This is a genomic window from Mesorhizobium sp. WSM4808 (assembly GCF_055811675.1).
Genome location: NZ_JBVVQX010000005.1, coordinates 410,218 through 435,614, shown reverse-complemented (window position 1 = coordinate 435,614; position 25,397 = coordinate 410,218). Strand labels below are relative to the sequence as shown.

General features: G+C 62.2%; 27 protein-coding genes. 4 read left to right on the top strand and 23 right to left on the bottom strand.

Going from position 1 to position 25,397, the window contains the following annotated elements; all coding sequences use genetic code 11:
* Positions 1 to 158: 158 nt before the first annotated feature.
* From AC0L2U_RS12135 to glmM, 3 genes are all read right to left on the bottom strand, one after another.
* Entirely contained in the window at positions 159 to 1,019 is an 861-nt protein-coding gene (locus AC0L2U_RS12135) for an outer membrane protein (RefSeq protein ID WP_128289269.1), read from the bottom strand.
* A gap of 208 nt (positions 1,020 to 1,227) precedes the next feature.
* Positions 1,228 to 2,064: an outer membrane protein gene (locus tag AC0L2U_RS12130; protein ID WP_473601962.1), complete on the bottom strand. Its 837-nt coding sequence runs from the start codon at positions 2,062 to 2,064 to the stop codon at positions 1,228 to 1,230.
* 271 nt (positions 2,065 to 2,335) lie between these two features.
* Positions 2,336 to 3,688 (bottom strand): phosphoglucosamine mutase, encoded by a 1,353-nt coding sequence (gene glmM / locus AC0L2U_RS12125; RefSeq protein ID WP_127267139.1) that lies wholly within the window; start codon positions 3,686 to 3,688, stop codon positions 2,336 to 2,338.
* A gap of 367 nt (positions 3,689 to 4,055) precedes the next feature.
* Here glmM and AC0L2U_RS12120 point away from each other — a divergent pair, with 367 nt between their 5' ends.
* Both AC0L2U_RS12120 and AC0L2U_RS12115 read left to right on the top strand, forming a co-directional pair.
* Positions 4,056 to 4,892 (top strand): hypothetical protein, encoded by an 837-nt coding sequence (locus tag AC0L2U_RS12120; RefSeq protein ID WP_127809023.1) that lies wholly within the window; start codon positions 4,056 to 4,058, stop codon positions 4,890 to 4,892.
* Positions 4,893 to 5,134: 242 nt separating this feature from the next.
* Positions 5,135 to 5,587 carry a hypothetical protein gene (locus AC0L2U_RS12115; RefSeq protein ID WP_127397625.1) on the top strand — a complete coding sequence of 151 codons (453 nt, stop codon included), beginning with the start codon at positions 5,135 to 5,137 and terminating at the stop codon, positions 5,585 to 5,587.
* A gap of 245 nt (positions 5,588 to 5,832) precedes the next feature.
* On the opposite strand, the gene ftsH is transcribed toward AC0L2U_RS12115, so the two are convergent.
* The 10 genes from ftsH to ybgC all read right to left on the bottom strand — a co-directional run bounded on the left by ftsH (position 5,833) and on the right by ybgC (position 16,413).
* Complete coding sequence (gene ftsH, locus AC0L2U_RS12110) at positions 5,833 to 7,761, bottom strand: ATP-dependent zinc metalloprotease FtsH (protein ID WP_023811859.1); 1,929 nt, start codon at positions 7,759 to 7,761, stop codon at positions 5,833 to 5,835.
* Positions 7,762 to 7,886: 125 nt separating this feature from the next.
* Positions 7,887 to 9,281 carry a tRNA lysidine(34) synthetase TilS gene (gene tilS, locus AC0L2U_RS12105; protein WP_127396528.1) on the bottom strand — a complete coding sequence of 465 codons (1,395 nt, stop codon included), beginning with the start codon at positions 9,279 to 9,281 and terminating at the stop codon, positions 7,887 to 7,889.
* A 57-nt stretch (positions 9,282 to 9,338) separates the two neighbouring features.
* The gene (ybgF, locus tag AC0L2U_RS12100; protein WP_127396527.1) at positions 9,339 to 10,448 is read right to left on the bottom strand and encodes a tol-pal system protein YbgF; all 1,110 of its coding nucleotides are present in this window, start codon (positions 10,446 to 10,448) and stop codon (positions 9,339 to 9,341) included.
* 228 nt (positions 10,449 to 10,676) lie between these two features.
* A complete protein-coding gene (gene pal / locus AC0L2U_RS12095; RefSeq protein WP_013529149.1) occupies positions 10,677 to 11,183 on the bottom strand; it encodes a peptidoglycan-associated lipoprotein Pal in 507 nt (168 codons plus the stop codon).
* Between the two features lie 242 nt (positions 11,184 to 11,425).
* Entirely contained in the window at positions 11,426 to 11,803 is a 378-nt protein-coding gene (locus tag AC0L2U_RS12090) for a four helix bundle protein (protein ID WP_127809020.1), read from the bottom strand.
* A 36-nt stretch (positions 11,804 to 11,839) separates the two neighbouring features.
* On the bottom strand, positions 11,840 to 13,150 hold the full coding sequence (gene tolB, locus AC0L2U_RS12085) for a Tol-Pal system beta propeller repeat protein TolB (RefSeq protein ID WP_127270138.1): 1,311 nt from the start codon (positions 13,148 to 13,150) through the stop codon (positions 11,840 to 11,842).
* Positions 13,151 to 13,193: 43 nt separating this feature from the next.
* The gene (locus tag AC0L2U_RS12080; protein ID WP_128289285.1) at positions 13,194 to 14,339 is read right to left on the bottom strand and encodes a TonB family protein; all 1,146 of its coding nucleotides are present in this window, start codon (positions 14,337 to 14,339) and stop codon (positions 13,194 to 13,196) included.
* A gap of 7 nt (positions 14,340 to 14,346) precedes the next feature.
* A complete protein-coding gene (gene tolR / locus AC0L2U_RS12075; protein WP_023811855.1) occupies positions 14,347 to 14,799 on the bottom strand; it encodes a protein TolR in 453 nt (150 codons plus the stop codon).
* A gap of 10 nt (positions 14,800 to 14,809) precedes the next feature.
* Positions 14,810 to 15,520, bottom strand: coding sequence for a protein TolQ (tolQ, locus tag AC0L2U_RS12070; protein ID WP_013529145.1), 711 nt, complete (start codon positions 15,518 to 15,520; stop codon positions 14,810 to 14,812).
* Positions 15,521 to 15,942: 422 nt separating this feature from the next.
* On the bottom strand, positions 15,943 to 16,413 hold the full coding sequence (gene ybgC / locus AC0L2U_RS12065; protein ID WP_128289286.1) for a tol-pal system-associated acyl-CoA thioesterase: 471 nt from the start codon (positions 16,411 to 16,413) through the stop codon (positions 15,943 to 15,945).
* A 57-nt stretch (positions 16,414 to 16,470) separates the two neighbouring features.
* Between ybgC and AC0L2U_RS12060 the strand changes: the two genes are divergently transcribed.
* A complete protein-coding gene (locus tag AC0L2U_RS12060; protein ID WP_128289287.1) occupies positions 16,471 to 17,721 on the top strand; it encodes a glycoside hydrolase family 5 protein in 1,251 nt (416 codons plus the stop codon).
* Positions 17,722 to 17,823: 102 nt separating this feature from the next.
* Here the strand turns inward: AC0L2U_RS12060 and ruvB are convergent, their stop codons facing one another.
* The 7 genes from ruvB to AC0L2U_RS12025 all read right to left on the bottom strand — a co-directional run bounded on the left by ruvB (position 17,824) and on the right by AC0L2U_RS12025 (position 22,224).
* Positions 17,824 to 18,861 carry a Holliday junction branch migration DNA helicase RuvB gene (ruvB, locus tag AC0L2U_RS12055; RefSeq protein ID WP_023811851.1) on the bottom strand — a complete coding sequence of 346 codons (1,038 nt, stop codon included), beginning with the start codon at positions 18,859 to 18,861 and terminating at the stop codon, positions 17,824 to 17,826.
* A 43-nt stretch (positions 18,862 to 18,904) separates the two neighbouring features.
* A complete protein-coding gene (ruvA, locus tag AC0L2U_RS12050) occupies positions 18,905 to 19,525 on the bottom strand; it encodes a Holliday junction branch migration protein RuvA (RefSeq protein ID WP_013529140.1) in 621 nt (206 codons plus the stop codon).
* A gap of 27 nt (positions 19,526 to 19,552) precedes the next feature.
* Positions 19,553 to 19,972, bottom strand: coding sequence for a type II toxin-antitoxin system VapC family toxin (locus tag AC0L2U_RS12045; protein ID WP_127268491.1), 420 nt, complete (start codon positions 19,970 to 19,972; stop codon positions 19,553 to 19,555).
* The gene (locus AC0L2U_RS12040; RefSeq protein WP_127268490.1) at positions 19,950 to 20,219 is read right to left on the bottom strand and encodes an AbrB/MazE/SpoVT family DNA-binding domain-containing protein; all 270 of its coding nucleotides are present in this window, start codon (positions 20,217 to 20,219) and stop codon (positions 19,950 to 19,952) included. Before AC0L2U_RS12040 ends, AC0L2U_RS12045 begins: the two co-directional genes overlap by 23 nt.
* 56 nt (positions 20,220 to 20,275) lie before the next feature.
* The gene (ruvC, locus tag AC0L2U_RS12035) at positions 20,276 to 20,785 is read right to left on the bottom strand and encodes a crossover junction endodeoxyribonuclease RuvC (protein ID WP_127320884.1); all 510 of its coding nucleotides are present in this window, start codon (positions 20,783 to 20,785) and stop codon (positions 20,276 to 20,278) included.
* Between the two features lie 75 nt (positions 20,786 to 20,860).
* Positions 20,861 to 21,394 carry a protease adaptor protein RcdA gene (gene rcdA, locus AC0L2U_RS12030; protein WP_127320883.1) on the bottom strand — a complete coding sequence of 178 codons (534 nt, stop codon included), beginning with the start codon at positions 21,392 to 21,394 and terminating at the stop codon, positions 20,861 to 20,863.
* Between the two features lie 449 nt (positions 21,395 to 21,843).
* Positions 21,844 to 22,224 carry a hypothetical protein gene (locus AC0L2U_RS12025; RefSeq protein WP_128363414.1) on the bottom strand — a complete coding sequence of 127 codons (381 nt, stop codon included), beginning with the start codon at positions 22,222 to 22,224 and terminating at the stop codon, positions 21,844 to 21,846.
* Between the two features lie 324 nt (positions 22,225 to 22,548).
* Between AC0L2U_RS12025 and AC0L2U_RS12020 the strand changes: the two genes are divergently transcribed.
* Entirely contained in the window at positions 22,549 to 23,100 is a 552-nt protein-coding gene (locus AC0L2U_RS12020) for a DUF2269 family protein (RefSeq protein ID WP_473601961.1), read from the top strand.
* Positions 23,101 to 23,132: 32 nt separating this feature from the next.
* On the opposite strand, the gene AC0L2U_RS12015 is transcribed toward AC0L2U_RS12020, so the two are convergent.
* The 3 genes from AC0L2U_RS12015 to AC0L2U_RS12005 form a co-directional block, all read right to left on the bottom strand.
* Entirely contained in the window at positions 23,133 to 23,903 is a 771-nt protein-coding gene (locus AC0L2U_RS12015; protein WP_473601960.1) for a sulfite exporter TauE/SafE family protein, read from the bottom strand.
* Between the two features lie 119 nt (positions 23,904 to 24,022).
* Entirely contained in the window at positions 24,023 to 24,751 is a 729-nt protein-coding gene (locus AC0L2U_RS12010; RefSeq protein WP_473601959.1) for a class I SAM-dependent methyltransferase, read from the bottom strand.
* Positions 24,752 to 24,814: 63 nt separating this feature from the next.
* Positions 24,815 to 25,294 carry an Lrp/AsnC family transcriptional regulator gene (locus AC0L2U_RS12005; protein ID WP_127268483.1) on the bottom strand — a complete coding sequence of 160 codons (480 nt, stop codon included), beginning with the start codon at positions 25,292 to 25,294 and terminating at the stop codon, positions 24,815 to 24,817.
* Positions 25,295 to 25,397: the final 103 nt, after the last annotated feature.

Sequence of the window (25,397 nt, the reverse complement as noted above, 5' to 3'; positions counted from 1 at the left end):
CCACGGACGGCGATATGCGTTCAGACTTCGGGCGTCAAGAGGAAAGTTTTTGTCGCTGCCGGGATACCGGCGATCCCCGATCAGGATGTCGTGACTTCAAACGCAAACGGCGGACTCCGAAAGATCCGCCGTCTGCGTTTTCGTGCATGCCGTACCTACTACCAAAGATCGTAGCGCAGCCCGAGCTTGACCGTCTGATAGTCTATGCCCTTGTGGATGTTGAAGGCGCCATCGTCATAGGCGACATATTTTGCACTCGGGACGGAGAAATATTCGTAGCCCAGATCGACGGAAAGGTTTTTCGAGACCTGATAGGAAAGTCCCGCACCGATCGAATATGCGAGATTGAATTTGGCCTCCGTATCGGTTTGACCTTCATACCCGGCAGGATCATCGCAGAAAAATCCGCCTGTACCAGCGGAATTGACTGGCGATTCCTTGCAGTCGCGTGCGCCGATGCTCCTATAGTACTTGTTATACGCAACGCCGATACCGCCACCAAGATAAGGGGTGATTCCGACATAGGTGCCAAGATCTACATAGCCGTTGGCCATGAGGCTGTAGCCTTTGTTGGTGCCGTTGTTAATGAGATCGCACGCTTGCGTTGCCGCTACGGAATTGATGGTCCCAAAACCGTCGTCTACGAGCGTCGAGCCGCCGCAGGTCGTGGCCAGATTTTGATGATCGCTAAATTTGTTGGTAGGCAGAATACCACCGTTCAACTCCACCCGAAGATAGTCATTGACGTGGTAGCCCATGCCGATGCTGCCGGTAAAAAGGCTGCTGTCGGATGTGAAGCTGTTCAGAGGCCCGCTCGAGGTCTCCTCGTGTTCGAAAGGATGGCTGAAGGCGTAGCCGATATCGCCGCGCAGATACCAGCCGGAGCCGACCTCGACAGGCACGTAGTCGGGTGCCTGGTCGACATAGATCGGCGGATCGTAGTCGGCCGCATGCACCGGCGTCAGCGGCAGGAAGGCCAGTGCACCGAGCGCCAGCGCCATACGCGATGTAAGTTTCATGGTCCCCGACTCCCGAATTTGGCGCAGCCCGCAATCGCAGCGGCAGCCATCGTTTCAAGGAGCATTGTTAACCATAGTGGTTAAGTGCCGGTTAAGGCTAACAGAGCGTTAGCGAATTCATTTCCCCTGTCGATTCCAGGCGGCCCAACGAAAAACCGCCCGGCTGAGGCCGGGCGGTTTGTGAAGAATGCAAGTAATGTCGATGCTGTTACTTGGTGTAGATCGGCTCGGGTTCGGGCTGGTAGGCCACGATCGGCGCGGCGCAACCGTTGCTGCCACCGAACTGGTAGCGCAGGCCACCGCGCACTTCGTGCGTGTTGATGCCACGATCGAAGCCGGGACCGGAGCTGGTGATGTTCCAGTCGAACATGCGGCCGCCCTGAATATGGGAGAAGCGGTAGCCGGCATCGAGAATGATCTTGTCGGTCAGGCAGTACGAAGCGCCGGCCATCAGACCGTAGGCGAAACGCCAGCTTGATCTGCCGGGATTGAACTCGGTGGTGTTCGGGTCGTAGACATCATCCCACTTGACGCGGGCGCCGCCGATGCCGGCGCCAACGTAAGGCGTGATGCCATGGTAGGTGCCGAGATCGACATAGGCGTTGGCAAGCAGCAGCAGGGCGCTCATCTTCGATACTTCGGTCGAAGTACCGTTGATGTCCGAGGTGCCGCCGTTGAAGTTCGACTTGAACCAATAGTCGGCCGTCAGGTCGGTCCGGAAGTGGTCGTTGATCTTGTAACCAACGCCGGCACCGAGCGAGAAACCTCCCTTGAGCTTGCCGAAATCGAAACTTCTGGTGCCGGGCGTGACCGTACAGTTACAGGGATCGACGGTGTAGGTCATATAGTCGATGCCGCGCACGGTCGACTTGTGATAATCGATATCGCCGCGGATATACCAGCCGCCGACCTCGACCGGCTGCTCGTAGATGGCCTGAGGCGGAGCCTCTTCAACCATTGGCTCCGGCAGATCGGCCGCGAACAACGGCCCTGCCAACCCTGCGAACAGGAAGGCGAGCAGGGCCTTTCTTGCTGTCTTGAACATGCTTGTCACCCCTGAGAAGCTCGGAACGGCGAACCCGCCCGAAATGCGATTGGCTTTCAGTCGTGGATAATGAATTGCAAAGGTTAAAAGGCGTTTAACCCTGTTGCTTAACCACGAATCTCGAAACTTCTAGGGATAGGCGCGAGATTTACGGACACCGAACAAAGTGGCGGCTGACAAGAAAAAGCCCGCCGAGGGGCGGGCCTTGGACCGGTTAAGGGAGCGCGGCGCTCCTGGTTGTCAGATCCACGTCCTGCTGGACGCGCTGGGATCAAGCGGCGCTGCGCGTTTCCGAGATGATGTCCACTATGCCATTGACCACGGACTCGACCAGTTGCGGGTCGTCGCCTTCGGCCATCACGCGGATCAGCGGCTCTGTCCCTGATGGCCGGATAACCAGCCGTCCGGTCTTGCCGAGGCGGTTGCGGGCGTCTTCGATGGCGGCCTTGACCGGCGCCTCCTCAAGCGGCTTGCCGCCGGAAATGTGGACGTTCTTCAGGAGTTGCGGCACGGGTTCGAATTTCTTCGACAGTTCGCTGACCGGCCGCCCCTGCCGCTTGATGCAGGCGAGCACCTGCAGCGCCGAGACCAGGCCGTCGCCGGTCGTCGAAAAGTCGGACAGCACGATATGACCCGACTGTTCGCCGCCGACATTCAAGCCATGCGCACGCATATGCTCGACGACATAACGGTCGCCGACCTTGGTGCGGTGCAATTGCAGCTTCATGTCGCCGAGGAAGCGTTCGAGGCCCAGATTGGACATCACGGTTGAGACGACACCACCGCCGGCAAGCCGCCCGCTCTGGTGCCAGGATTCGGCGATCAGCGCCATGATCTGGTCACCATCGACGATCGCGCCGTTTTCATCGACGATAACGACACGATCGGCGTCGCCGTCGAGCGCGATGCCGATGTCGGCGCGCACTTCGTGCACCTTCTTTTGCAGGCCGGCCGGATGGGTCGAGCCGCATTCCTTGTTGATGTTGAAGCCGTTGGGCTCGACATTGATGGCGACGACTTCGGCGCCCAGTTCCCACAGCGCCTCGGGCGCCACCTTGTAGGCCGCGCCATTGGCGCAATCGACAACGATCCTCAAGCCGGCGAGCGACATCGAGCGCGGCAAGGTGCGCTTGGCGAATTCGATGTAGCGGTCATGCACCCCGTCGACGCGCTTGGCGCGGCCAAGCCCGTCGGAATCGGCGAGCGCCAGTTCGATATCCTTGTCGAGCATGCTCTCGATGCGCTCCTCGATTTCGTCGGAGAGCTTGTAGCCGTCGGGTCCGAACAGCTTGATGCCGTTGTCGTAATAGGGGTTGTGCGAGGCCGAGATCATGACGCCGATATCGGCGCGCAGCGAACGCACCAGCATGGCGACAGCCGGCGTCGGGATCGGGCCGAGCAGGAACACGTCCATGCCGGCGGCACAAAGACCGGCGACCATGGCATTCTCGATCATATAGCCGGAAAGCCTGGTGTCCTTGCCGAGCACGACACGATGTCGATGGCTGCCGCGCTGGAAGGAAAGGCCGGCGGCCATGCCGACCCGCATAGCGATTTCAGCCGTCATCGGAAACTTGTTGGCGCGTCCGCGAATGCCGTCCGTGCCGAAATAATTCCCTGCCATGCTAGTCAGCTTCCTCGACGTTTCTTCCCCGGCACGTCATGCCACAATTGGCCAGGGCGCTATGATCACATTGTGTGATTGTACGTTACCAATCCTTAGAAAACCATTGTTGTGCACTGCACACATGTGGCCGCAACCTGACATGCCCAGACTGCCATGTTGCAATATACAAGTCATGCGAGCCTTTCAGCGCGGATGCACGAGGAAAATCTTGCTCTGAACCAGACAACGGACAACGATTTCATCACCTTATCGGGAGAAACCGGTTTTCGGCGATATATACGCCACTTAGCATCTGGCGCAACCGCCCGTTGAGCGATATTGATCTGCAGGGACGTATCATGGGCTGCTGCAACGGAGAAACGCTATGCTCATCCACCGACTTGCCACTTTGACCGGCCTCGCCGTCGCGACCTTGTTCCTGGCCGCGCCAGCCAACGCACTGACGATGGCCGAGTGCAGCACGAAATACAACGCCGCCAAGGATGCGGGGACACTCGCCGGCGCGACCTGGAACCAGTTCCGCAAGGCTCAGTGCGGCACCGACGCCGCCGCGACGACCGACGCCAAGCCGGCCGATACCAAGAAGGCTGCCGAGACGAAGCCGGCCAAGGCGGCCAAGGCTGCCGCCGCTGCGGACGACAGCACGGCCAAGGGCCTGACGGCGAAGGAATGCAGCACCAAATACCAGGCGGCGAAGGCTGCCGGCACGCTGAACGGCATGAAGTGGAACGACTTCCGCAAGTCCGAATGCGCCGCCGGTGCATCCGCCGCTGCCGCCGCCAAGCCGGCAACCACCAAGGCTGCCGCGGCCCCCGCCGACGGCAAGGGTCTGAGCATGGCCGAATGCAGCACCAAGTATCAGGCCGCCAAGACGGCCAACACGCTGAAGGGCATGAAGTGGAACGACTTCCGCAAGACCGAATGCGGCGCCGGCGCATCGGATGACGACACGGTGCCGGCCGCCGACGAGGCCAGCTACACCAAGGAGCCGGCGAAGCCGACGACGGCTGCGCCCAAGGGCGTCAAGTTCCCGTCCGCGATCTCGGCGAAATATGCCAGCGAGACCCCCGGAAAGGGCCGCATGCACACCTGCCTCGACCAGTACTATGTCCTCAAGGACGCCAACGCGCTCGGCGGCCTGAAGTGGATCCAGAAGGGCGGCGGCTTCTACAGCCTGTGCAATGCCAAGCTGAAGGGCTGATCGCTTAGCCATAGTCTCCAAACAAAGGCCCGCGCATCGCAAGATGCGCGGGCCTTTTTTGTTGCGCGAAGACGCACACTGCCTTGCTCGCATCTGCATGTCGCCGGGCTGTCGGCATCATCAATTCGCCTACACTGCCCACCGCCAAGCTCATCGGTAGCCCGTAAAGATTCTGGTTGAACATATCAAGAACAAACCATATACAAAAAGACGTCAAACTTATTATCAACCAGGAGGGTCTTATGCACGGTTTGAGATTGGCGGTATTGGCTGCGACCGCATTTGTCGCTTGGAGCGTCGCCCCCGCAAGCGCACTGACGATGAAGGAATGCGGCGAGACCTATCGAACAGCCAAGGAAGGCGGCACTCTGAACGGCATGGACTGGACGGCTTTTCGCAAGGAGAAGTGCGCGACATCAGCAGCGGACAGTGTCAGCGAGGATACGGTCAAAACCGAGCCGCAGACGAAAAAGGAAACCAGCGCGGCGGTCGCCCCCACTGTAGCGCCCGCGGGCGTGACATTCCCGACCACGCTGGCCGCCGAGTTCAAGACCGAAAAGCCCGCGAAGGCGCGCATGAAGACCTGTCTGCAGGGCTACCATGGCAACAAGGACGCGGGCACGTTGAACGGCCTTCGCTGGATCCAGAAGGGCGGCGGTTATTACAGCCTGTGCAATGCCAAGCTGAAGAGCTGAGCGACAAGACATCTGAAGAAGAGAAGGTCTGCGAACCGCAGGGTTCGCGGGCCTTTTTGTTGCCTTCGAGGGCACGCCAGCGGCGACGTTGCCAATCTCCCCCTTGCGGGGAGATTAGCTATCACCTTGGCTTTCGCCAATCGTCACCGTCGCAGATGCGAGGTCGCGGACAACTCCTCCCCAACGCCAAAAACAAAAAACGCCGCGGAGCAAGCCGCGGCGTTCGATGAAATCAGTGGTCAAGCTCAGCTCGATGGCTGCGGTTCCATGCCGCCTTCGGGCTCAGGACCCTTCTTTCGCCGGCCGCCGGACTTCGGCACGGCCGAGCCACGGCTGGGCGGCGTGTCGTCGCCAAGGTCGCGCGCGGGCTTGTGGCCGGCGATCAACTGCTTGATCTCCTCGCCGGACAGCGTCTCATATTCCAGCAGGCCCTGTGCCAGCGCGATCCATTCCTTCTTCTTCTTGGTCAGGATGGACTTCGCCGACGAATAGGCCTCGTCGATCAGGCGGCGCACTTCGGCGTCGATGATCTGCGCCGTTTCTTCCGAGACGTTCTGCGTGCGCGCCACCGAATGGCCGAGGAACACTTCTTCCTGGTTGTCGCCATAGGCGACATGGCCGAGCTTGTCGGAAAAGCCCCAGCGCGTGACCATGGCGCGGGCCAGCTTGGTCGCCTGCTCGATATCCGAAGAGGCGCCGGAGGTGATGTTCTCCTTGCCGAACTTGAACTCCTCGGCGACGCGGCCGCCCATCATGATGGCGAGACGCGAGATCATGTATTTGTAGCTCATCGAATAGCGGTCGCCTTCGGGCAACTGCATGACCATGCCGAGCGCGCGACCGCGTGGAATGATCGTGGCCTTGTGCAGCGGATCGGCCGATGGCACGTTGAGCGCGAGAATGGCGTGGCCGGCCTCATGGTAGGCGGTCAGCTCCTTCTCGGCCTGGGTCATGGCCGACGAGCGGCGCTCGGCGCCCATCATGATTTTGTCCTTGGCGTCCTCGAATTCGGCCATGGTGACGAGGCGCTTGTTGCGCCGTGCCGCCATCAGCGCGGATTCGTTGACGAGGTTCATCAGATCGGCGCCGGAAAAGCCCGGCGTACCGCGCGCGATCACCTTGAGGTCGACATTGGGCGCCAGCGGCACGTTGCGCACATGCACCTTGAGGATCTTCTCGCGGCCGACGATGTCAGGGTTCGGCACCACGACCTGGCGGTCGAAGCGGCCTGGCCTGAGCAGGGCGGGGTCAAGCACGTCGGGCCGGTTGGTGGCGGCGATCAGGATGATGCTTTCGTTGGATTCGAAGCCGTCCATCTCGACCAGCAGCTGGTTCAGCGTCTGCTCGCGTTCGTCGTTGCCGCCGCCGAGGCCGGCGCCGCGATGACGGCCGACCGCGTCGATTTCATCGATGAAGATGATGCAGGGTGCGTTCTTCTTGGCCTGGTCGAACATGTCGCGGACTCGGCTTGCACCAACGCCAACGAACATCTCGACGAAGTCCGAACCGGAAATGGTGAAGAACGGCACATTGGCTTCGCCGGCAACCGAGCGGGCGAGCAGCGTCTTGCCGGTTCCCGGAGGGCCGACAAGCAGCACGCCGCGCGGAATCTTGCCGCCGAGCCGCTGGAATTTCTGCGGATCGCGCAGGAACTCGACGATCTCTTCCAGATCTTCCTTGGCTTCGTCGACGCCGGCAACGTCCTGGAAGGTGACGCGGCCATGCGCTTCGGTGAGCAACTTGGCCTTCGACTTGCCAAAGCCCATCGCGCGGCCGGAGCCGGACTGCATCTGGCGCATGAAGAAGATCCAGACGCCGAGGATGAGGATCATCGGCAGCCAAGAGATCAAATAGCCGAACAGCGAATTGGAACCGTCTGTTTCAGGCCGCGCATTGATGGTGACGTTCTTGTCCTGCAGCCGCGAGACCAGCGAAGGATCGCCGGGCGAATAGGTCTGGAAGCCGCTGGCATTGTCGGTGTAGGTGCCGCTGATGCGGGCGCCCGCGATGGTCACCGTCTTGACCCGGCCCGCCGCGACATCCTGCAGGAACTGCGAATAAGGCACATCGCTGGAAGCCCCTCGCGTCTGCGGCGTCTGGAACAGATTGAACAGGGCTATGAGCAGGACCGCTATGATCGCCCAGAGCGCGAGGTTGCGATAGTTCGGATTCATCAATTGTCCCGTTGGCGTCCGCGGGGCGGACACGCGTCATGAGAGGAAACTTGCGCCTAACATAGGGAGAGCACCTCCCCTTGCCAAGCATAACAGCACGTCTGGGTTAAGCTTTCGCGCAACCATCAGCCGGCACTATGGCCGCTGAAGGGCAAGGGCGGGACCGGGGCCGCGCCAATCAGCCCGGCGACGGCCTGCGCCGGCGCCAGGTCGAAGGACGGCAGGAAGCGGGCAAAGGGACTAACGACCGGCCGCACTTCCACCATCGCAGACTTCAGTTCATATCCAGGCAAACCAAGGCATTCCCCGGCGTGCCACAACGCCGGTTCGGCCGCGAGCGCGGCGCGCATCAGGCTCGGCGGGGCTTTTCCTTGGCCCGTCGCCAGCCGCTTCGCCGCTGCCGTGCCTAGCGGGGCAATCAACAATGCGCTGCTGCTGTCGTTCAATGTGATGCGCCGGCGGCCATCCCACAGGGTGCTGCCAGTAAGGGTTGCGGCGGCGGGCAGGCCGCGCGCCTCGCGGCGCAGGAAGATGCCGGAGCGCCGGGAATCGACAACCGTCCGCGACAATGTGGCGCAAAGAAATCCAGCCCTCAGCCGACCGAACAGAGCCTCGCTGCGGGCCTGATCCGGCAGGAAGGCAATTCCGCCGGTCATGGCCAGCAGGATACGCAACGCATAGACGGCCGCTCGCTCGTCGCCTGTGTTCAGCAAGAGCGGATCAAGACGAATGAGCCCGCAGGACAGCCGGGTCGCGAAATCGCCGATCAAACTTGCGGCGGCGAGGCCGAGTTGACTGCGCGCGCGGCCCTCATGCGCGGCCAGCGCCAGTGCATCGTCGATGCGCTGCGCACCGTTGCTGTCGGCAAGGGCTGCCCGCACACGCGGCCGCTCGAAGGCCGCGTCGATATTGGTGGGGTCGTCGGCCCAGCCGACATTCTCACGCCGCAGGACGTCGCGCAGCGCCTCGCGCCGCAACCCGAGAAGCGGCCGAACGATCCACTCGCGCCAGTCATACAAGGTGGCCGGCGCCATGCCGGCAAGTCCCCGGCCTGCCATTTCGGCATGGCCTTGGCCCCCGTCCCGCGCCAATCCTTCTTCGCGCGCTTGCCGCATCAGCACCGTCTCTGCCTGGTCATCGGCGGTATGGCCGGTGAGGATCAGGCCGATGCCTTCAGCTTGTGCCGCCTCGGCCAGCAGCCGGTAGCGCACCTCGCGAGCAGCCGCGGGCAGGCCGGTCGATGGCTTGGGGCCCGACCATGTCAGGATGCGGTGTGAAATTCCGAATCTGGCGCACAGCTTCGCCACTGTTTGCGCTTCCGCAGCCGAACCGGACCGCAAACCGTGGTCGATCGTTACCGCCAGCAGCTTGGTTGCCGGCGCCGTGCAGTCGAGATGGTGCTTGAGAAGAAGGAGCAGGGCGGTCGAGTCGCTGCCGCCGGACACGGCCGCAACAGCGCCGCTGGTAAAATCGATATGCGAAAGAGGGTTAGTCGAAAGGTCCGGCTCGGTGTCGAGCATAATGCATGTCGCCCAAAAGTGATCCCGGTTTCAGGACAACGACATGTAGGACAAGGATCAGCAGGCAGCCAGAGCCTTCTCCTGCTTGACGCGTTCCTTGAGCGCACTGGAAATATCAGGGTAGCGCTTGCCGACCTCGCTGAAGGTGGCACAGGCAACGTCATGCTGCTTGAGGCCGACCAGCGACACGCCGAGCTTCAGCAACATGTCGGGAGCTTTCTTGGCCTTGGGGTAGTCCTTGCTGGCGGCAAGGAACGTCTCGGCCGCATCGCGGTATTTCTGCTGGCCGAGCAATGACTCACCCAGCCAGTAATGCGCGTCCGCCGCCTTCGCATCCTTGGGGAAGCGGGCGATGTGGTCGCGAAAACCTTGCTCGGCGGTGCCGTAGTCACCCGAAAGGATGAACTGGTAGGAGTTGCGGTAAAGCTCTTCCGGGTTGTTGGTGGCGGGCAACGCCGCGACCACCGTATCGGATTTGCCGGCCTTGGGCGGCGCCCCGGCGACTGGCGCGGTGTCCTGCGCCGGCGCGGTCGATTGTGTGTTGCCGCCGGCATCGATGACATTGCCATTCTTGTCGACGGTGATGGTGCCGAAATTCTTTTCCGGCGCTCCCGTACCGGGAATAACCTTGCCGGGGTCGCCGTCGGGAGATTCGACGATGACGTCCTCGACCGTCTTGCCGCCTGCCGATTGATCGTTGGCGGGCGCGGCGCCGGCATCGGCCGGCGCCCGTATTGCCGGGGCCGCCGCCACATCGTTGTCGGTGCCGGTGGTGGCGTCCGATTTCTTCTGCGCCGGCGGCTGCCCGCCTTGCGTGCCGCCGCCTTCCAGCTGCTGGAAGCGGAATTCATTGTCTTCCTGCTGCTTGCGGATCTGCTCCTGCATCTGCAGGACCTGGAAATTGAGTTCCTCGATCTTGCCGTTCATCTGCCGCAGCTGCTCTTCCAGGCTGGTGACAGCGGCAGGATCGGATTGCACCAGCTGAACCTGGTCCGGTTTCTTCTTTTGACCGAAAAGGCTGGGCAATTCGATACTGGGAAGATGGAAGGTAAAGCCGCTGTCGGTTGATTGCCCCGTGCCGCTCGCCCCGGTGCCGCTGGCCAGGGCGGTGACGCCTGATAGGAGCAGCAGCGCAAGCGTGCCGCTCAGAACCGATCTCAAATGCATGTGCCTCTCGCAGTGATTTCGTTAGCTTGTTCGCGCCTTCCAACCAGAATGGGACCAGCCAAGCGCCCTCGGCTCATAGCAGGAGCCGAGACTTCGGCCAAATTTTGTTTCGAGCATCGTCCGGATATGAAAAAGGCGGCCCCAAGGCCGCCTTTCGCACAGGTATGTTGCATTTTTAACGCTAGACGGCCGCGTGTTCTTTGACGCGCCGGTCGGCTGCGTGATGCTTCAGGAGCCAGCGCCGCTAAGCGTGGTGACCGCGCGGCGGTTCTGCGACCAGCAGGAGATGTCGTCGCACACCGCGACCGGACGTTCCTTGCCGTAGGAAATGGTCTTGAGACGGCTGGCCGAAACGCCCTTGGCAACGAGGAAGTCGCGGGTGGCGGCGGCGCGGCGGGCGCCGAGCGCCAAATTGTATTCGCGCGTTCCGCGTTCGTCGGCATGGCCTTCGACGACGATGGCATACTGCTTGTACTGGTTCAGCCACTGCGCCTGGCGCGAGAGCGTCGTCTGCGCGTCGGCACGGATCGAGGTCGAGTCCGTATCGAAGAAGATGCGGTCGCCAATGTTGACGGTGAAGTCCTGCGCCGATCCGGGTGTTGCGGCGCCGGCGCCGTTAAGGCCAAGATCGGCCGCGTTGTTCGGCGTCTTCTTCGAGGCGCAACCTGCGATGGCGAGCATCGCCACCAGCGCGATCATGACCGGGTTTCTGGTAAGTGCTGCAATACGGCCCATGCCGCCTCTCCTTCGTATTTCGAGTGATCTATTTTGAGTGATTTCGTTGATCACCCAGTAACCACGTTTGGGTTAACCGGCATTCAAGAAACACGGTTAATTTTGCTTTAAGCTGCCCGTCCGCAGCCCGTTGCCTAAGCCACATTTCACGCGGACCCTAGGCGTAAATACGGCCAAAACGCGACAAAGAGATGGAAATGAGGAATTGAAGAGTTGGGGAATTGAGGAACTGAAGAGAGAATTCACTTCAGCTTTTCTCTCAGATTGATCAGCATGCCGTAGATATGGGCATAGGATCGCAGCCAATCGTCGTGTTGTGCCTGGCTGATGTATCCAAGGTCGAACGCATAGGAAATCCACGTCTCCACCTCGCTGCATGACCCCATTGCCATCGAAATGAACCGCGCGAATTCGGGTTTGGAGTGAGTCTGCTTGGCAAATCCTTCAGCCAAATTGGCGCAGATTCCTTTGCTGGAGCGACGCAACTGATCAGCCAGTGCGTATTGCTCCATTTTCGGGAAAGCGAGCGTAGCTTTATGGACGTCAAGAGAAACCACATAAGCGCGCTTATATACCTCTAGATCCTTCGCGCGATTAATGTAGCCGCCCGCCTTCTCCATTCTTCAGTTCTTCAATTCCCCAGTTCCTCAATTCCTCTATTCAAGCAGCGGCGACCAGGCCGGGTCCGAAGCGAAGTTCGCCGTCGGGATCGATTGCTCGTTGCGTCCGGTCAGATCGACCGAAACCAGTTTGGGCCCACCGGCGGAATCGCGGAAGAACATCAGCACGCGGCCGTTCGGCGCCCAGGTCGGCCCCTCCTGCTGGAAGCCGGAGGACAGGATGCGCTCGCCCGAGCCGTCGGTCTTCATGACGCCGATCTGGAATTCGCCGCCGGTCTGCTTGGTGAAGGCTATGAGGTCGCCGCGCGGCGACCATACCGGTGTCGAATAGACGCCGTCGCCAAAGGAGATGCGGGTCTGGCCCGAGCCGTCGGCGCCCATCACGTAGATCTGCGCGCGGCCGCCACGGTCGGAGGTGAACACCACCTTGCTGCCGTCGGGCGAATAGGACGGCGAGGTGTCGATGGCGGTCGAGTTGGTCAGCCTCGTCGTCGAGCGGCTGCGCAGGTCCATGGCGAAGATGTTGGAATTGCCGTCGTCGCGCAGCAGGCTCATGATGACTTTCTGGCCGTCGGGCGAAAAGCGCGGCGCAAAGGTCATGCCCGGGAAATTGCCGACCAGTTCGCGCTGGCCGGTCTCGATCTGCAGCAGATAGACCCGCGGCTGGCCGCTTTCATACGACATATAGGTGATTTCCTGCCGGTTCGGCGAGAAACGCGGCGTCAGCACGATCGACCTGCCGTCCGAGAGATAGCGCACATTGGCGCCGTCCTGGTCCATGATCGCGAGGCGCTTCTTGCGCGCATTCTTGGCGCCGGATTCGTCGATGAAGACGACGCGGGTGTCGAAATAGCCTTTTTCGCCGGTCAGCCGCTCATAGATGGCGTCGGCGATGATGTGGGCGACACGCCGCTGATTGGCGTCGTTGGCGAAGAACTGCTCGCCGGCCATCTGCTGGCCGGCAAAGGTATCCCACAACCGGTACTGGGCGCGGATGCGGCCGTCGGCTTCCTTGCTGACGCTGCCGGTGACCAGCGCCTGCGCGTTGATCACCTTCCAGTCGTCGAAGCGCGGTGCTGCATCGGGGTTGGTGATCTTCTCGATAAAGGCGCTCTTGTCGATCGGAGCGAACAGACCCGAACGCTTCAAATCGGCGGTGACGATCTGCGAAATCTGCGCCCCAAGCGCGTCGCCGCCCTGGAAATCCGTGATGGCGATCGGCAGCGGCTCGACATTGCCCTTGTTGACGTTGAGCTCGACCAGCGCCAGCGCCGGCAACGTGCTGGCAGCGGTCATGCCCATCGCCATTGCTGCGACCATCAGGAGCGGCTTGAGGATTGATTTCATGTCTTCTCGCTTCTCGTACTGATTTCCGGATACGCGGGCCGCCTCAGAGGCCCAGCATCTCCCTTGGATCGAAGGTGACGCGGACGTCGGCCCAGATGTCCTGCTTGCCGGCGGGAACCTGCAGGCCGGTGACATCGCATTTTTGCACCGCACGAACGGCACTTTCGTCGAACTGGCGGTTTCCGCTCGACGTTTCGACCGCCGGGCGTCCATCCAGCTTGCCGGAGGCATCCAGGTTGAACCGCACCACGACGACGAAGTTCTCGGAACCTTCAAGGCCCGCGGGAAGGGTCCAGCAGCCGCCAAGCTGGCTTTCCAGGGCACCCATTTCGGACCTGGAAAGCTTCTGGCCCTGATCCTTGTCGCCGCCGAGCGACGCCTGCTGGGTCGAGCGCTTGGCGCCGCCGCCGGATGGTTTCTGCTTGTCTAGGAGCGCCGAAATCTCGTCGGCGTTGAATTGCTTGTCGTCGGACTTCGGCTTCGACGACGCTTCCTTGACCGGCTTGTCGGCGTTCTTGCGTTCCGGCGCCTTGGCGCTTTCGGCCTGCGCCGGCTGCGGCTTCGGCCGCGCTTCCGGCGCGGGAGCGGAATCCGGCAGCTGCGTCGCCTCGGCGGGCGGCTCCTGCGCTATGGCTTCAGCGACGGCGTCGGGCGTCGGATCGATGGCTGCGGTCTTGTCCTGCGGTGGCGGGGTTGGCGCCGGCTTGGCCGGTGTCGGCTTGGGGTCGGCCTGCTTGACCGGCTCGGGCTTAACCTCTTCCTTGGGCGTCGGCGCCGGCGCCACTTCCGTTGCCGGGGTGGGCTTAGGCTTTTCCTGCGGCTTCGGCACGTCCTCGGGCTTCGGCTTTTCGATCGGGGTCGGCGCGGGCGGCGGAGCCGAGGTCATGTCGACGGGCTTCGGCTTGGCTTCCGGCGTTATCGGCTTGTCGGTGTCGACGCTGTTCTCGCCGACCTTCTGCGCGTCCGGAACGATGTCCGGGCGCTGCGTCGGCACGGGTGCCGGTTTTTCATGCATCACGGCCTTCTTGTCGCCCTGCAACGTCTGCGCAATGGCTTCCATGGGCACGATATCGACCGCGACCGACTCGACGTCGGACGACGGAAGTGCCGCCGGCGCCGTCAGCGTGAACAGGCCGAAGGTCAGCGCCGCCGTATGCAAGATCACCGATGTGGTGAGGCCGGTCTTCATCGCGCGTCTATTGGTCCTGTTCCTGCAGTGAAACCAGGCCGATGTTCTTGTAGCCAGCGGCCGAAATGCGGGCCATCACCTTCATCGCCGTACCATAGTCGGTGGACTTGTCGCCGCGGATGAAGATGCGCTCCTCATAGCCGGTCTTCGAGATTGCCTGCAGCTTGGCCACCAGCTCCTCGATCGGGATCTCGGTTTCCTGCAGATAGATCTGGCCGGCGGCGTTGATCGAGACGGTGATCGGCTGCGTGTCGGCATTCATCGCCTTGGCCTGCGTATCCGGCAGGTCGATCGGCACGCCGACCGTCAGCATCGGTGCGGCGACCATGAAGATGATCAGCAGCACCAGCATCACGTCGACCATCGGCGTGACGTTGATCTCGGACATCAGTGCATGGTGACGGCCGCGCCGCCTGTGGCCGCGCCCGCCGCGCCCTCCCATGCCCATCGACATACCCATCTGCTACTCCTCAGGCCTTGGGGGCCACTTTTTCATCGATTTGGCGCGAGAGTATGGCGGAGAACTCGTCGGAGAACCCTTCCATGCGCACGGCTATCTTGCTCGCATCGGACGACAGCTTGTTGTAGGCGATGACGGCCGGAATGGCGGCGAGCAGGCCGATGGCCGTCGCCAGCAGCGCTTCGGCGATGCCCGGCGCAACCACGGCGAGACTGGTGTTCTTGGAGCCGGCGATCGCCTGAAACGACGTCATGATGCCGATGACGGTGCCGAACAGGCCGATGAAGGGTGCCGCCGAGCCGGTGGTGGCAAGGAAACCGAGGCGCCCTTCCAGCTTTTCCATCTCGCGGGTCAGCGCCAGGTCCATCGCCTTGTCGATGCGGGTCTGCAGGCCGAGCGGCGACTTGGCGCCCTTCTCGAAACTCTTCTTCCACTCGCGCATGGCGGCGACGAAAATGGCGCCCATGCCGGTGGTCTTGCGGTCGGCGAGCGTGCGGTAGAGCTCCTCCAGCGACTGCCCCGACCAGAAAACCTGCTCGAACCGGTTGAGCGCCAGCCGCATGCGGGCATAGGAAACCAGCTTGTCGACGATGATCGCCCAGGTCCAGACCGAGGCGCAGAGCAGGCCGATCATGACCAGCTTGACCACCCAGCTGGCCGAAACGAACAGCGACCAAACCGATAATTGCGCGCCCGGGTCGGCGAGTGCGATATTTTCCATCGTTACGTCCTTAAGATTTTCCGGGCGAAGCTGGCGGCTGGCCCCTGGCATCCCTTGTGGTCGGTTCGCACGAAGCTACCGGAACAACCCCAAACTGTGCCGTTATCGGCCTTTTCGGGGCAAATATTGGTGAAAGGAAGGCGTTCGATAACGCCAATCTTCACCAATCTCTTCATGAACCGTTATGGTTAAGGATGGGTTAGTATATAAGGCGCGGCGCATTGCCACGCCCAGTGGCAAGGCCATCAATTCAATGGCTGCGCCTAGGGTGCGCTGAGATTCAGGTCAGGCCGAGCCGAAAACGGTAGATTCCGAGAACCGGAGCGGAGCGTACTTTTCGTACGTGAGCACAGTTCTACCGCGATGCGGTAGAACGGGGAAGCGCAGGAAGCTGCTGTTTGCAGGCCGGCATCACCTGAATATCAGCGCACCCTCGGCATGAATGCCGCCACCCATTCTCTGGGAAAACGCCTTGGGCGGCCATTCTCACCGATGATCGCCGCCTCGACCTTGGCCTCGACCAGCAGTTCGTCGCCACGCTTGAGCTGTTGCGCCATGAAGATGCGCGCGCCGGAAATCTCCTCGGTGCGGGTGTCGACCGTCAGGATGTCATCGATGCGGGCGGGGCCGCGAAAGTCGATCTCCATGCGGCGCACCACCCAGACTATTCTTTCGCCATGCTTGCCATCGGCAAGCTCTGTGTGGTGCACGCCGGTCAGCCGGAGATAGTCGGAGCGACCGCGTTCGAAGAATTCGAGATAGCGCGCATGGTAGACGACGCCGGAGAAATCGGTGTCGGCATAATAGACCCGCGCCATCAGCCGGTGGCCGAACGCGGTCAGCGCGCCCGAAATGCCGGCCAGCAGCGTTGCCGATTCACCATGATCGCCCATTGCGCTTCCTTTTTCAGCCCCGGCGAGGCACCTGTTTCCCGCGGAACATAACATCGGATGGCACTGTTGACGGCGATGATCAAGAGTTTGACGGCGGCGCTGTTCGTGCTGGTGGCTTTGGCGCTGCCTGGCCAGACCGCGACATTCTCGATGAAGCGCGGCCTCAACCTCGACCAATGGGTCACATGGCCCGGCGAAGACCAGTGGGGCGACGCCAAAGCCATCCTGCCCTATCCGGAATGGCGCAAATTCCTTGGGGAGAACGACCTCAAGGCGCTGAAGGATGCCGGCCTCGATTTCCTGCGCATGCCGGTCGACCCTTCGCCTTTCCTGTCCGACCAGACCGTGGCCTTGCATGACGACCTCTATGCCAGCGTGCTGGACTCCGTGCGCATGATCAACCGCGCCGGGCTGAAGGTGGTCGTCGACATGCACCTGATCCCGGCCGGCGGCAGCCGCAAGATCGGCATGGCGCAAGTGATGGACGATCCGCGGACCTTCGACGCCTATGTCGAGATGGTCCGCAAGATGGCCCGCACGCTGGCCGGCGAAGATCCCACCCAGGTTGCCTTCGAGCCGATGAACGAACCGATCGTCGACTGCGACAGCGACGGCACCAGCCTGTGGCCGGACCGCCAGCGCAAACTGTTCGCCGCGGCGCGATCCTCGGCGACGAAACTGACACTAGTGCTGACCGGCGCCTGCTACTCCGCCGCGAGCTCGCTGGAGAAGATCGACCCGAAGGCGATCCCTGACGGCAATGTCATCTGGACCTTCCATTCCTACGATCCGTTCCTGCTCACCCATCAGGGCGCGACCTGGGCCGGCGACTTCATCCCCTATGTGACCGGCCTGCCTTACCCGCTGAGCGCGGTGCCCAAGGCACAGCTCGACGTGACGCTCGACACCATCCGCGCCAGGATCAAGGCCGAGGCGCCGTGGACACGGCAGAGCGGCCTGCTTGCCTATCTCGACGAACAGGTCGCCAGCATGGACAGCCTCGACAAGCTGCTCGGCCTGATGGATGCGCCGTTCAAAAAGGTCGAGGCATGGGCGAAGGCCAACGGCGTCAAGCCTGAAAACATCACGCTGGGCGAGTTCGGCATGATCCGACAGGAATATGGCAATTCCTATGTGATGCCCGCCGGGTACCGGGCCGCCTATGTCAGGGACATGATCGGGCGTGCCGAAGCACATGGCTTCTCATGGTCGGTGTGGAGCTATGGCGGTGCCTTCGGCATCGTCGACGCCTTCAATGGCGACAAGGCCGAGCCAGATGTGATGGACGTGATCCGCGGGCTGCATTGATCGCTCAGCCAAGATCGGTCGAGAAGATTCCGGGCGCATTCAAAAAACGTACCGACGCAATGCTGAGCCAATACCCGAGACGACGGGCGGCGCACTGGAAAATTACTCTTCCTGGAACAGGTTGATCTGCTGCTGCGCCAGATCCTTCGGCGCGTCGAGGCCGAGATGGCGCCAGGCATTGGCCGTCAGCATGCGGCCGCGCGGTGTGCGCTGGATGAAGCCCTGCTGGATCAGATAGGGCTCGATGATGTCCTCGATGGCGTCGCGCGGCTCTGACAGGCCGGCGGCGATCGTCTCGATGCCGACCGGCCCGCCGCCGAAATTGCGCGCGATCATGCTGAGATACCGCCGGTCGAGCGCGTCGAGGCCGAGCGCATCGACCTCCAGCCGGGTCAGCGCCTCGTCGGCGATCTTGCGGTCGACATGGCCGTCGCCGGCCACCGAGGCGAAATCGCGCACACGGCGTAAGAGCCGGCCGGCGATGCGTGGCGTGCCGCGCGCACGCCGCGCGATCTCCAGCGCACCGTCGTCGCCAAGCGGCATTTGCAGGATGCGGGCGCCGCGCCGCACGATCTGCTCCAGCTCCTCAACCGTGTAGAAATTGAGCCGTACCGGAATGCCGAAACGGTCGCGCAGCGGATTGGTCAGCAGGCCGAGCCGCGTGGTGGCAGCGACGAGCGTGAAGCGGGCAAGGTCGATCTTGACCGAACGCGCCGCCGGTCCCTCGCCGATGATCAGGTCGAGCTGGAAATCCTCCATCGCCGGATAGAGGATTTCCTCCACCGCCGGGCTCAGCCGGTGGATCTCGTCGATGAACAGCACGTCGCCTTCCTCGAGATTGGTCAGCAGGGCGGCAAGATCGCCCGCCTTGGCGATGACCGGACCCGAGGTCGAGCGGAAATTGACGCCGAGTTCGCGCGCCATGATCTGCGCCAGCGTCGTCTTGCCGAGACCGGGCGGCCCGACGAACAGCACATGGTCGAGCGCCTCGTTGCGGCCCTTGGCGGCCTCGATGAACACTTTGAGATTGGCCCGCACCGCCGCCTGGCCGACGAAATCGTCGAGCGTCTGCGGCCGCAAGGTCTGCTCGGCATCCTCGCCGCGTTTTTCCGGCGCAATCAGGCGGGGCGACAGGCTCATGACGCCTTCCTTGCACACGGCAAGGAGCTGAACAAGCGACGGTTCACCGCGCCAGTTCCTTCAGCCCGAAGCGGATCAGCTTTGGCGCATCGGCATCCTCGCCCGCCGTCTTCAGCGCCGCCGCCACAGCATTGGCGGCGGTGTCGCGCGAATAGCCGAGATTGACCAGCGCCGAGACCGCGTCGGTGATGGGCGCGGATGCCACGCCGTCGCCGAGTTCCTGTTTCAGGCCGATGGTGCCCGAGGCGGTTCCGGCATAGGCCGGCGCCTTGTTCTTCAACTCGGTGACGATGCGCTCGGCCACTTTCTTGCCGACGCCGGGCGCGCGCGAAACCATGGCGATATCGCGCAGCGCAATGGCGTTGGCGAGATCCGCCGGCGCCAGCGTCGACAGGATGGCCAGCGCCACCTTGGCGCCGACGCCCGGAACATTGTTCATCAGCAGCCGGAACCACTCGCGTTCCAGCACCGACTGGAAGCCGTAGAGGCGCAGCATGTCCTCGCGCACATAGGTCTCGATGAACAGCACCACCGCTTCGCCGGGCGAAGGCAGCGCCGCCAGCGTGCGCGCCGAGCAATAGGCGACGTAGCCGACGCCATGGATGTCCACGAGGCAATGGTCCTCGTCGACCTCGTCGAGCGTGCCCTTGAGCTTGCCGATCATGCCAGACCTTTCATGGAAGATGGGCTCTCATGGGTGCGTCTCAGGAGAGATGATGTCGAGGTCGGGAAAATAGCTGCGGTAGCGAGCAGCGTCGCGGGTCAAAAGACGATGTCCAGCGACGGTCGCGTGAGCGCCGATAAAGAAATCGGGCAAGGTTCTTTCCCTGACGCCACCGGCCCGGCGATAGCGGGAATGCGTAACGCCGGCAAGGAACGCCGCGTCCCAAGATACAAGTTCGCGATCCATCCCAAGCATGTCGACTGCTTTTCGAAGCGCCGTTTCCGTCGCAATCAGCGGCGCCAACTCGGACCAGACGATCGTGTTGACCACCAACGCGCCGTCGCGGCGGCAGGAGGCGATTGCCGATGCCGACCATCCTTTCATCGGTCCGGCTGGACCCCAAACATCGATCAGGACATTTGTGTCAATCAACGTCGAGATCTTCACGCGGCCCCCTCAACCACTCCATGTACTGATCGGTGGTCATGCCTCCCAGATCCAACGTCCCCTCCATCTGGTCGAGGACATCGCTGAACCTGCGCAATTTCTCTTCCTGGGAGAGGTTCTCGTTGACGGCAACCAGCCGAACGCCCTCGTCGGTGGCCACGAACTCCACCTCGGAGCCCGGGGCGATGCCCAGACGGTCCCTTATCGGCTTGGGGATTGTGACTTGCCCCTTGGTGGTCACACGCATGGTAATACCTCTGCGGTATTACCTATTCCTGCAACGTGAACAAGTCAAGAACGTAGCTAGCCGGCCAGCGCCATCCTGTAGGCCACGCTTTGCCGATGATGCGCGTGGCAGATGGCGATGGCCAGTGCGTCGGCGGCATGTTCGGTATCGAAGACGGCTTTTGGCAACAGCACCTTCACCATCATGTGGATCTGCTTCTTGTCGCCATGGCCGACGCCGATCACTGCCTTCTTGACCGCGTTGGGCGCATATTCGGCAACGACGAGACCCGCACGCGCCGGCACCAGCATGGCGATGCCGCGCGCCTGGCCGAGCTTCAGCGTTGCCACCGCGTCCTTGTTGACGAAGGTCTGTTCAACCGCCGCCTCGTGCGGCATCGCGCTGTGCAGGATTTCGGCGAGCCCGTCATGCAGCTGGCACAGCCGCGTTGCCAGCGCCGCCTTATCCTCGGACTTCACGGTCCCGGAAGCAATGAAGCGCAGCGAATTGCCGAGGCTTTCGACGATGCCCCAGCCGGTGCGTCGAAGCCCAGGATCGATACCGATGATGCGAATCGCTTCCGCCATTTGCCGACTTTACCTCCGGCCCACAGCGATGCCAGCGAAATGTGAACAAACCGGAAACAGAAGACAGACCGGGGTCTAACCCCGAGCGAAAGCCGTGTTGAGCAGGCTGATCTGGTCGGAAACCGGATTGAGGCGGCGAGCCATCGGTTGCATGTCGACCAAGGCGCCCGAGCCATAGATCTCCTCGTCCATGCGGCGCACCAGTGCTTGGAGGCGCAGCGAGCGGGTGACGAGATCGAGGAAATCCTCGGGCAACTCGGCCCAGCCGGCGGCTTCGTCATGGGCGGAAGCGGTGTCGAGACGCACCTTGGACTTTTCCGACGCGACCTGGTCGCGGGTCATCTCGCCGGAATTGGCGGCGCGCTGCAAAAGCAGCCAGGACGCAACCTGCATCAGCCTGGTGGTCAGCCGCATCGATTCGGCCGCATAGAGCGTGGCGCCCAGCCGCGACAGTTTCTTTGCCTCGGCCCGGCCCTTGCCGTCGAGATATTCGGCGGCCTGTTCGACCAGGCCCATGCCTTCCTGGTAAAGCGGCTTGAAGGATTGCGAGAAAACCCGGCGCTCCGCCAGCTTGACGGTTTTCGCACTGCCCTTCGAAGGCTCGTTCATTGATACGCCCCTGCACTTGCAACCGGCCGATTCGGCTCCCTGCCGATACACCCGGAACCCTATCTGACTGAAGCTTGAAAATGCGCTTCGTCACCGGCGAAGGCAAGCACATGTTTAACAGAAGGTTAACGGCGAGCCGCCATTGGGCGGCCCCCGCTGAGATGCGTACAAAAAGGGAAATGAAGACAAAAAAAGAGCCGCGGATAAGGCGGCTCTCAGGAGTTTAACAGGGAGGCGTCAAACAAAGTGGCTCCAACCACTCGGTAAGAATCCAGATCACTGGATGAACATAGTAAACACCTGTAAAGCTTAATGAAGCCTTAACGGCGCGGATGTTTTTTGACCGATCGCCGCCATACTGTGCCGTAACAGGACAGCATCTCCGGCGTCAGGCTACCTCAGGCTGTCCTCCAGATCGCCGGCACAGCCTCACCTCCCTTAGGTCCAGCTCAGGCCGTCCTCCAGACGGCCGGCAGCGCGATGAGGGCGAACAGCAGCATGGCTGCGTAGAAGCCCATCGAGGAGGCCGCCACCAGCGGTTCGATCGCGGCATTGCCGGCAAGCAGGAAGTAGAGGCCGATCAGCAGGCCGATGCCGCTGATTGCGGTCAGCCAGAAATGAACGGTGGCGAGTGTCTTTTGCCCGATGGCAGGGAACAAATGGTAGAAGAAGGCGAAGACCGCCGACATCAGCCATCCGGCCACCATTGTGTGGGCGTGAGTCGGCATCTGACCGTGATCCTGGCTGATCGACATGTGCAGGCCGAGCGCCATGCCGCACAGCGAATAGATGACGGCCAGTGTGAAGAAATTCCGTGCTACCCCTTGCATGTCTGTCCCCCGAATTGCCTTTTCCCGTTGTGGGAATGGGTTGATCGTCAGGCGATTGTTGTCGCCACCGGGCTCCCGGCGTCGGCGCATTAGCATCAGCGATGTTTCCGGACGATGTCGCGCCAACCCCTCCCGACGATTCGTACATTAGCAGGAAATCAGATAGCGCGTTCACTATCTCAGCCGCTTCTTCATTGCCTGAAACAGATCCGGTTTTTTCGCGACATCGTTCCGAAACAGGCGCCACGCTAATCGCCCGCTCCTCTGACGGCCGGCGCAAATCAGCGCCGCCGCAACCTGACCGGAACACTGCAGGAGCAACCCATGGACTGGTACACGATCGTCAAATTCCTCCACGTCACTACCGCCATTCTGTGGGTCGGAGGCGGCTTCGTGCTGTTCCTGCTGGGCATACTTGCCGAGCGGGCGGGCAACATAGAGGAAAAACTGCAGGCAATGCGCGCCAGCGGTCAGCTGGGCGGCAGGTTCTTCGCGCCGATGTCGATGCTGACGCTGATTTTTGGCCTCATCATGTGCTGGTTCTGGGTCGGCTTCTCCGACCTGTGGATCCTCATCGGCCTGGCCGGCTACGCCACGACCTTTTCGATCGGCATGTTCATCTTCAAACCGACCGGCGAGCGCATGGGCGCAATGATCGCCAGGGAGGGCGTCACACCAGAGGTTCTTGCCATCGGCCAGCGTATGATGAGCGCGGCACGCTTCGACTATGCCGTGATGCTGGTGATCATTGCCGACATGGTGCTCAAGCCGAACGTGCATGACATCGGCATCCTCGCCGGCATGGTGCTGGTCGTCTTGATCGGCGCCACACTGGCCTTTGGCGGCAACCGCCGTCTCGTACCGAGCGCTGCCTGACCCTGATGACGGGCGGCGGCGCAGCCGCCTTTCTACATCAGACCTGCGATGCCATCCCACAGCAGCTTCAGCGCCACGACCGCGACGGTTGCATAGGTGAAGGGATAGAAGGTTTCCGGCCGCATCCGCAGCACCAGCCAGGCCCCGGCGATGGTCGACAGCGGCGCCAGCGGCATCAGCACCGCCGATGCCGTCAGATTGGCGGTGTCGAACTGGCCGAGCGCGAAATAGGGCACCAGCTTCAGCGCATTGGTGGCGGCAAAGAAGATCGCGGCGGTGCCCGACAGAACCTTCGGATCGAGACGGATCGGCAAGGCATAGACCTGGAAGGGCGGGCCGCCGACATGGGCGACGAAACTGGTGAACCCGGCGACCGTGCCCCAGACGGCGGCGGCCACGCGGTTGGGCGCGGCAGCGTGATCGGCGCCATGGCGGAACTGCAGATAGAGCCAGCGCAGGACGAAGACGATGGCGACGGCGCCGACGATCAGCCGCACCGCCTCTTCGGTCACCAGTGCCGCCGTCAGCCAGCCAAGGCCGATGCCGATGACGGCGCCCGGCATCATGTCGACCAGCATCTTGCGGTCGTAAACGCCCCACCATGTCCATACCGAGACGATGTCCATCAGGCACAGGATCGGCAGCAGGATGGCCGCCGCCTGCACCGGCGGCATGGTCAGCGCCATCAGCGGCACGCCGACGAAACCGACGGCGCCGCCAAAGCCGCCCTTGGACAGGCCGACCAGAATGACCGCCGGAATGGCAGCCGCATAGAACCACGGATCGAGAAGCAGGCCTGACATGGGAGGGGGGACTGGTCCGGAGGGAAAGCGGGTCGACGCTTGAATAGCCCAGAATGCCCGGCGGAGCGACAGCAAATATGAGCGTGGCGGCGGCACACTCGGCCGACGCCGGCCAGTGCCTAGCGCCGAGCCGAGACCAGCAGGAACATCGGCCGCTCGAGCTCTTCCGCCAGTTCCGGCTTGGCTGCGATTTGCGCATCGGTCGGCCGGAATTCCTCGACATTGCCGATGGTGAAGCCGGACCGGATCAGTGCGTTGATGGTGGTGCCGATCGTGCGGTGATGTTTCACCACGCCCTTGGCCAGCCAGTCGGTGCTGCGCGGTCCTTCCACCAGATACTGGTCGACAGGCCACGTCTTGCGGCCTTCGCTATCGATCACCCAGCCGGGTTTTGTCGGCGCCATGAAGATCGGATGTTCCGTCGAAAAGACGAAATGCCCGCCAGGCGCCAAGGCCCGATGCACGGTCCCGAACAGACGCGACACATCCTCGACATAGTGCAAGGCGAGCGAGCTGTAGACGAGATCGAAGCTGGCTTCCGGCAGGCTGAGCCGATCGAGATCGGCCGTCTCATAGCTTATGCCAGCATCGGGGCCGGCGGCCCTTGCCCGGGCAAGCATCTTCTCCGACAGATCCAGGCCAAGCACCTGCGCCGCCCCATGCTCGCGAGCCCAGCGGCAGAACCAGCCGAAGCCGCAGCCGAGATCGACGACCCTCAAGCCGCCGACATCGGGCAGCATGGCGCGCAGTGCCGGCCACTCGGCGGCACCCTCCAGCCCTTCGACCGAACGGCCGAGCTGGCTGTAGCCTGCGAAGAAATCCTCACGATCGTATATATTCTGCGCCATGGTTCCGGCCTCGTTTGGGCCGGCACACTAACCAACCGGCCACCGGCTTTCCACCCAACTCGATCAGGAAGCCTGCAAGACCTTTGCCCTATCCCGAGAGGCGGTTGCGTCAAGCGGCGGCGGCCGCCGCCGGATCGGCTGCGCCTTGATGATGGCAGTGCTGGTCTCGGCCTTGTCGGCGATACGGTCCAAAATCCCGTCGAGATCACCGATCGAACGCACGAACAGTCGGGCGACGAAACAGTCATCGCCCGTCACCTTGTCGCATTCGCCGAATTCGGGAATCTCCTCGATCAGCTTCTGGACGATGTGCAGCTTGCCCGGCAAAGGCCGGATGCGCACGATCGCTTGCAGGGTATAACCGAGCGCCAGCGGATCGATCTCGACAGTGAACGCCCGGATGACGCCGCGCTCCTCGAGCCGTCGCAGCCGCTCCGAAACGCTTGGCGACGACAGCCCGACCTGGGCGGCCAGTTCCTTCAGCGAGGTCCGTGCATCCTTGACCAGGATTTCAAGGAGATTTCGGTCGAGATCGTCCAGCATCTTTTTCTTTCCCCGATAGTTTGGAGTTTTCTCCTAATATAATTAGGCCAACCGGCCATACACCCTTTCCAACCAGATGGAAAGCTTTGCGGCAGCATGAGAT

Coding starts and splice junctions, on each gene's coding strand:
- AC0L2U_RS12135 (WP_128289269.1), bottom strand. CDS start 1,019: ATGAAACTTACATCGCGTATGGCGCTGGCGCTCGGTGCACTGGCCTTC.
- AC0L2U_RS12130 (WP_473601962.1), bottom strand. CDS start 2,064: ATGTTCAAGACAGCAAGAAAGGCCCTGCTCGCCTTCCTGTTCGCAGGG.
- glmM (WP_127267139.1), bottom strand. CDS start 3,688: ATGGCAGGGAATTATTTCGGCACGGACGGCATTCGCGGACGCGCCAAC.
- AC0L2U_RS12120 (WP_127809023.1), top strand. CDS start 4,056: ATGCTCATCCACCGACTTGCCACTTTGACCGGCCTCGCCGTCGCGACC.
- AC0L2U_RS12115 (WP_127397625.1), top strand. CDS start 5,135: ATGCACGGTTTGAGATTGGCGGTATTGGCTGCGACCGCATTTGTCGCT.
- ftsH (WP_023811859.1), bottom strand. CDS start 7,761: ATGAATCCGAACTATCGCAACCTCGCGCTCTGGGCGATCATAGCGGTC.
- tilS (WP_127396528.1), bottom strand. CDS start 9,281: ATGCTCGACACCGAGCCGGACCTTTCGACTAACCCTCTTTCGCATATC.
- ybgF (WP_127396527.1), bottom strand. CDS start 10,448: ATGCATTTGAGATCGGTTCTGAGCGGCACGCTTGCGCTGCTGCTCCTA.
- pal (WP_013529149.1), bottom strand. CDS start 11,183: ATGGGCCGTATTGCAGCACTTACCAGAAACCCGGTCATGATCGCGCTG.
- AC0L2U_RS12090 (WP_127809020.1), bottom strand. CDS start 11,803: ATGGAGAAGGCGGGCGGCTACATTAATCGCGCGAAGGATCTAGAGGTA.
- tolB (WP_127270138.1), bottom strand. CDS start 13,150: ATGAAATCAATCCTCAAGCCGCTCCTGATGGTCGCAGCAATGGCGATG.
- AC0L2U_RS12080 (WP_128289285.1), bottom strand. CDS start 14,339: ATGAAGACCGGCCTCACCACATCGGTGATCTTGCATACGGCGGCGCTG.
- tolR (WP_023811855.1), bottom strand. CDS start 14,799: ATGGGTATGTCGATGGGCATGGGAGGGCGCGGCGGGCGCGGCCACAGG.
- tolQ (WP_013529145.1), bottom strand. CDS start 15,520: ATGGAAAATATCGCACTCGCCGACCCGGGCGCGCAATTATCGGTTTGG.
- ybgC (WP_128289286.1), bottom strand. CDS start 16,413: ATGGGCGATCATGGTGAATCGGCAACGCTGCTGGCCGGCATTTCGGGC.
- AC0L2U_RS12060 (WP_128289287.1), top strand. CDS start 16,471: ATGGCACTGTTGACGGCGATGATCAAGAGTTTGACGGCGGCGCTGTTC.
- ruvB (WP_023811851.1), bottom strand. CDS start 18,861: ATGAGCCTGTCGCCCCGCCTGATTGCGCCGGAAAAACGCGGCGAGGAT.
- ruvA (WP_013529140.1), bottom strand. CDS start 19,525: ATGATCGGCAAGCTCAAGGGCACGCTCGACGAGGTCGACGAGGACCAT.
- AC0L2U_RS12040 (WP_127268490.1), bottom strand. CDS start 20,219: ATGCGTGTGACCACCAAGGGGCAAGTCACAATCCCCAAGCCGATAAGG.
- ruvC (WP_127320884.1), bottom strand. CDS start 20,785: ATGGCGGAAGCGATTCGCATCATCGGTATCGATCCTGGGCTTCGACGC.
- rcdA (WP_127320883.1), bottom strand. CDS start 21,394: ATGAACGAGCCTTCGAAGGGCAGTGCGAAAACCGTCAAGCTGGCGGAG.
- AC0L2U_RS12025 (WP_128363414.1), bottom strand. CDS start 22,224: ATGCAAGGGGTAGCACGGAATTTCTTCACACTGGCCGTCATCTATTCG.
- AC0L2U_RS12020 (WP_473601961.1), top strand. CDS start 22,549: ATGGACTGGTACACGATCGTCAAATTCCTCCACGTCACTACCGCCATT.
- AC0L2U_RS12015 (WP_473601960.1), bottom strand. CDS start 23,903: ATGTCAGGCCTGCTTCTCGATCCGTGGTTCTATGCGGCTGCCATTCCG.
- AC0L2U_RS12010 (WP_473601959.1), bottom strand. CDS start 24,751: ATGGCGCAGAATATATACGATCGTGAGGATTTCTTCGCAGGCTACAGC.
- AC0L2U_RS12005 (WP_127268483.1), bottom strand. CDS start 25,294: ATGCTGGACGATCTCGACCGAAATCTCCTTGAAATCCTGGTCAAGGAT.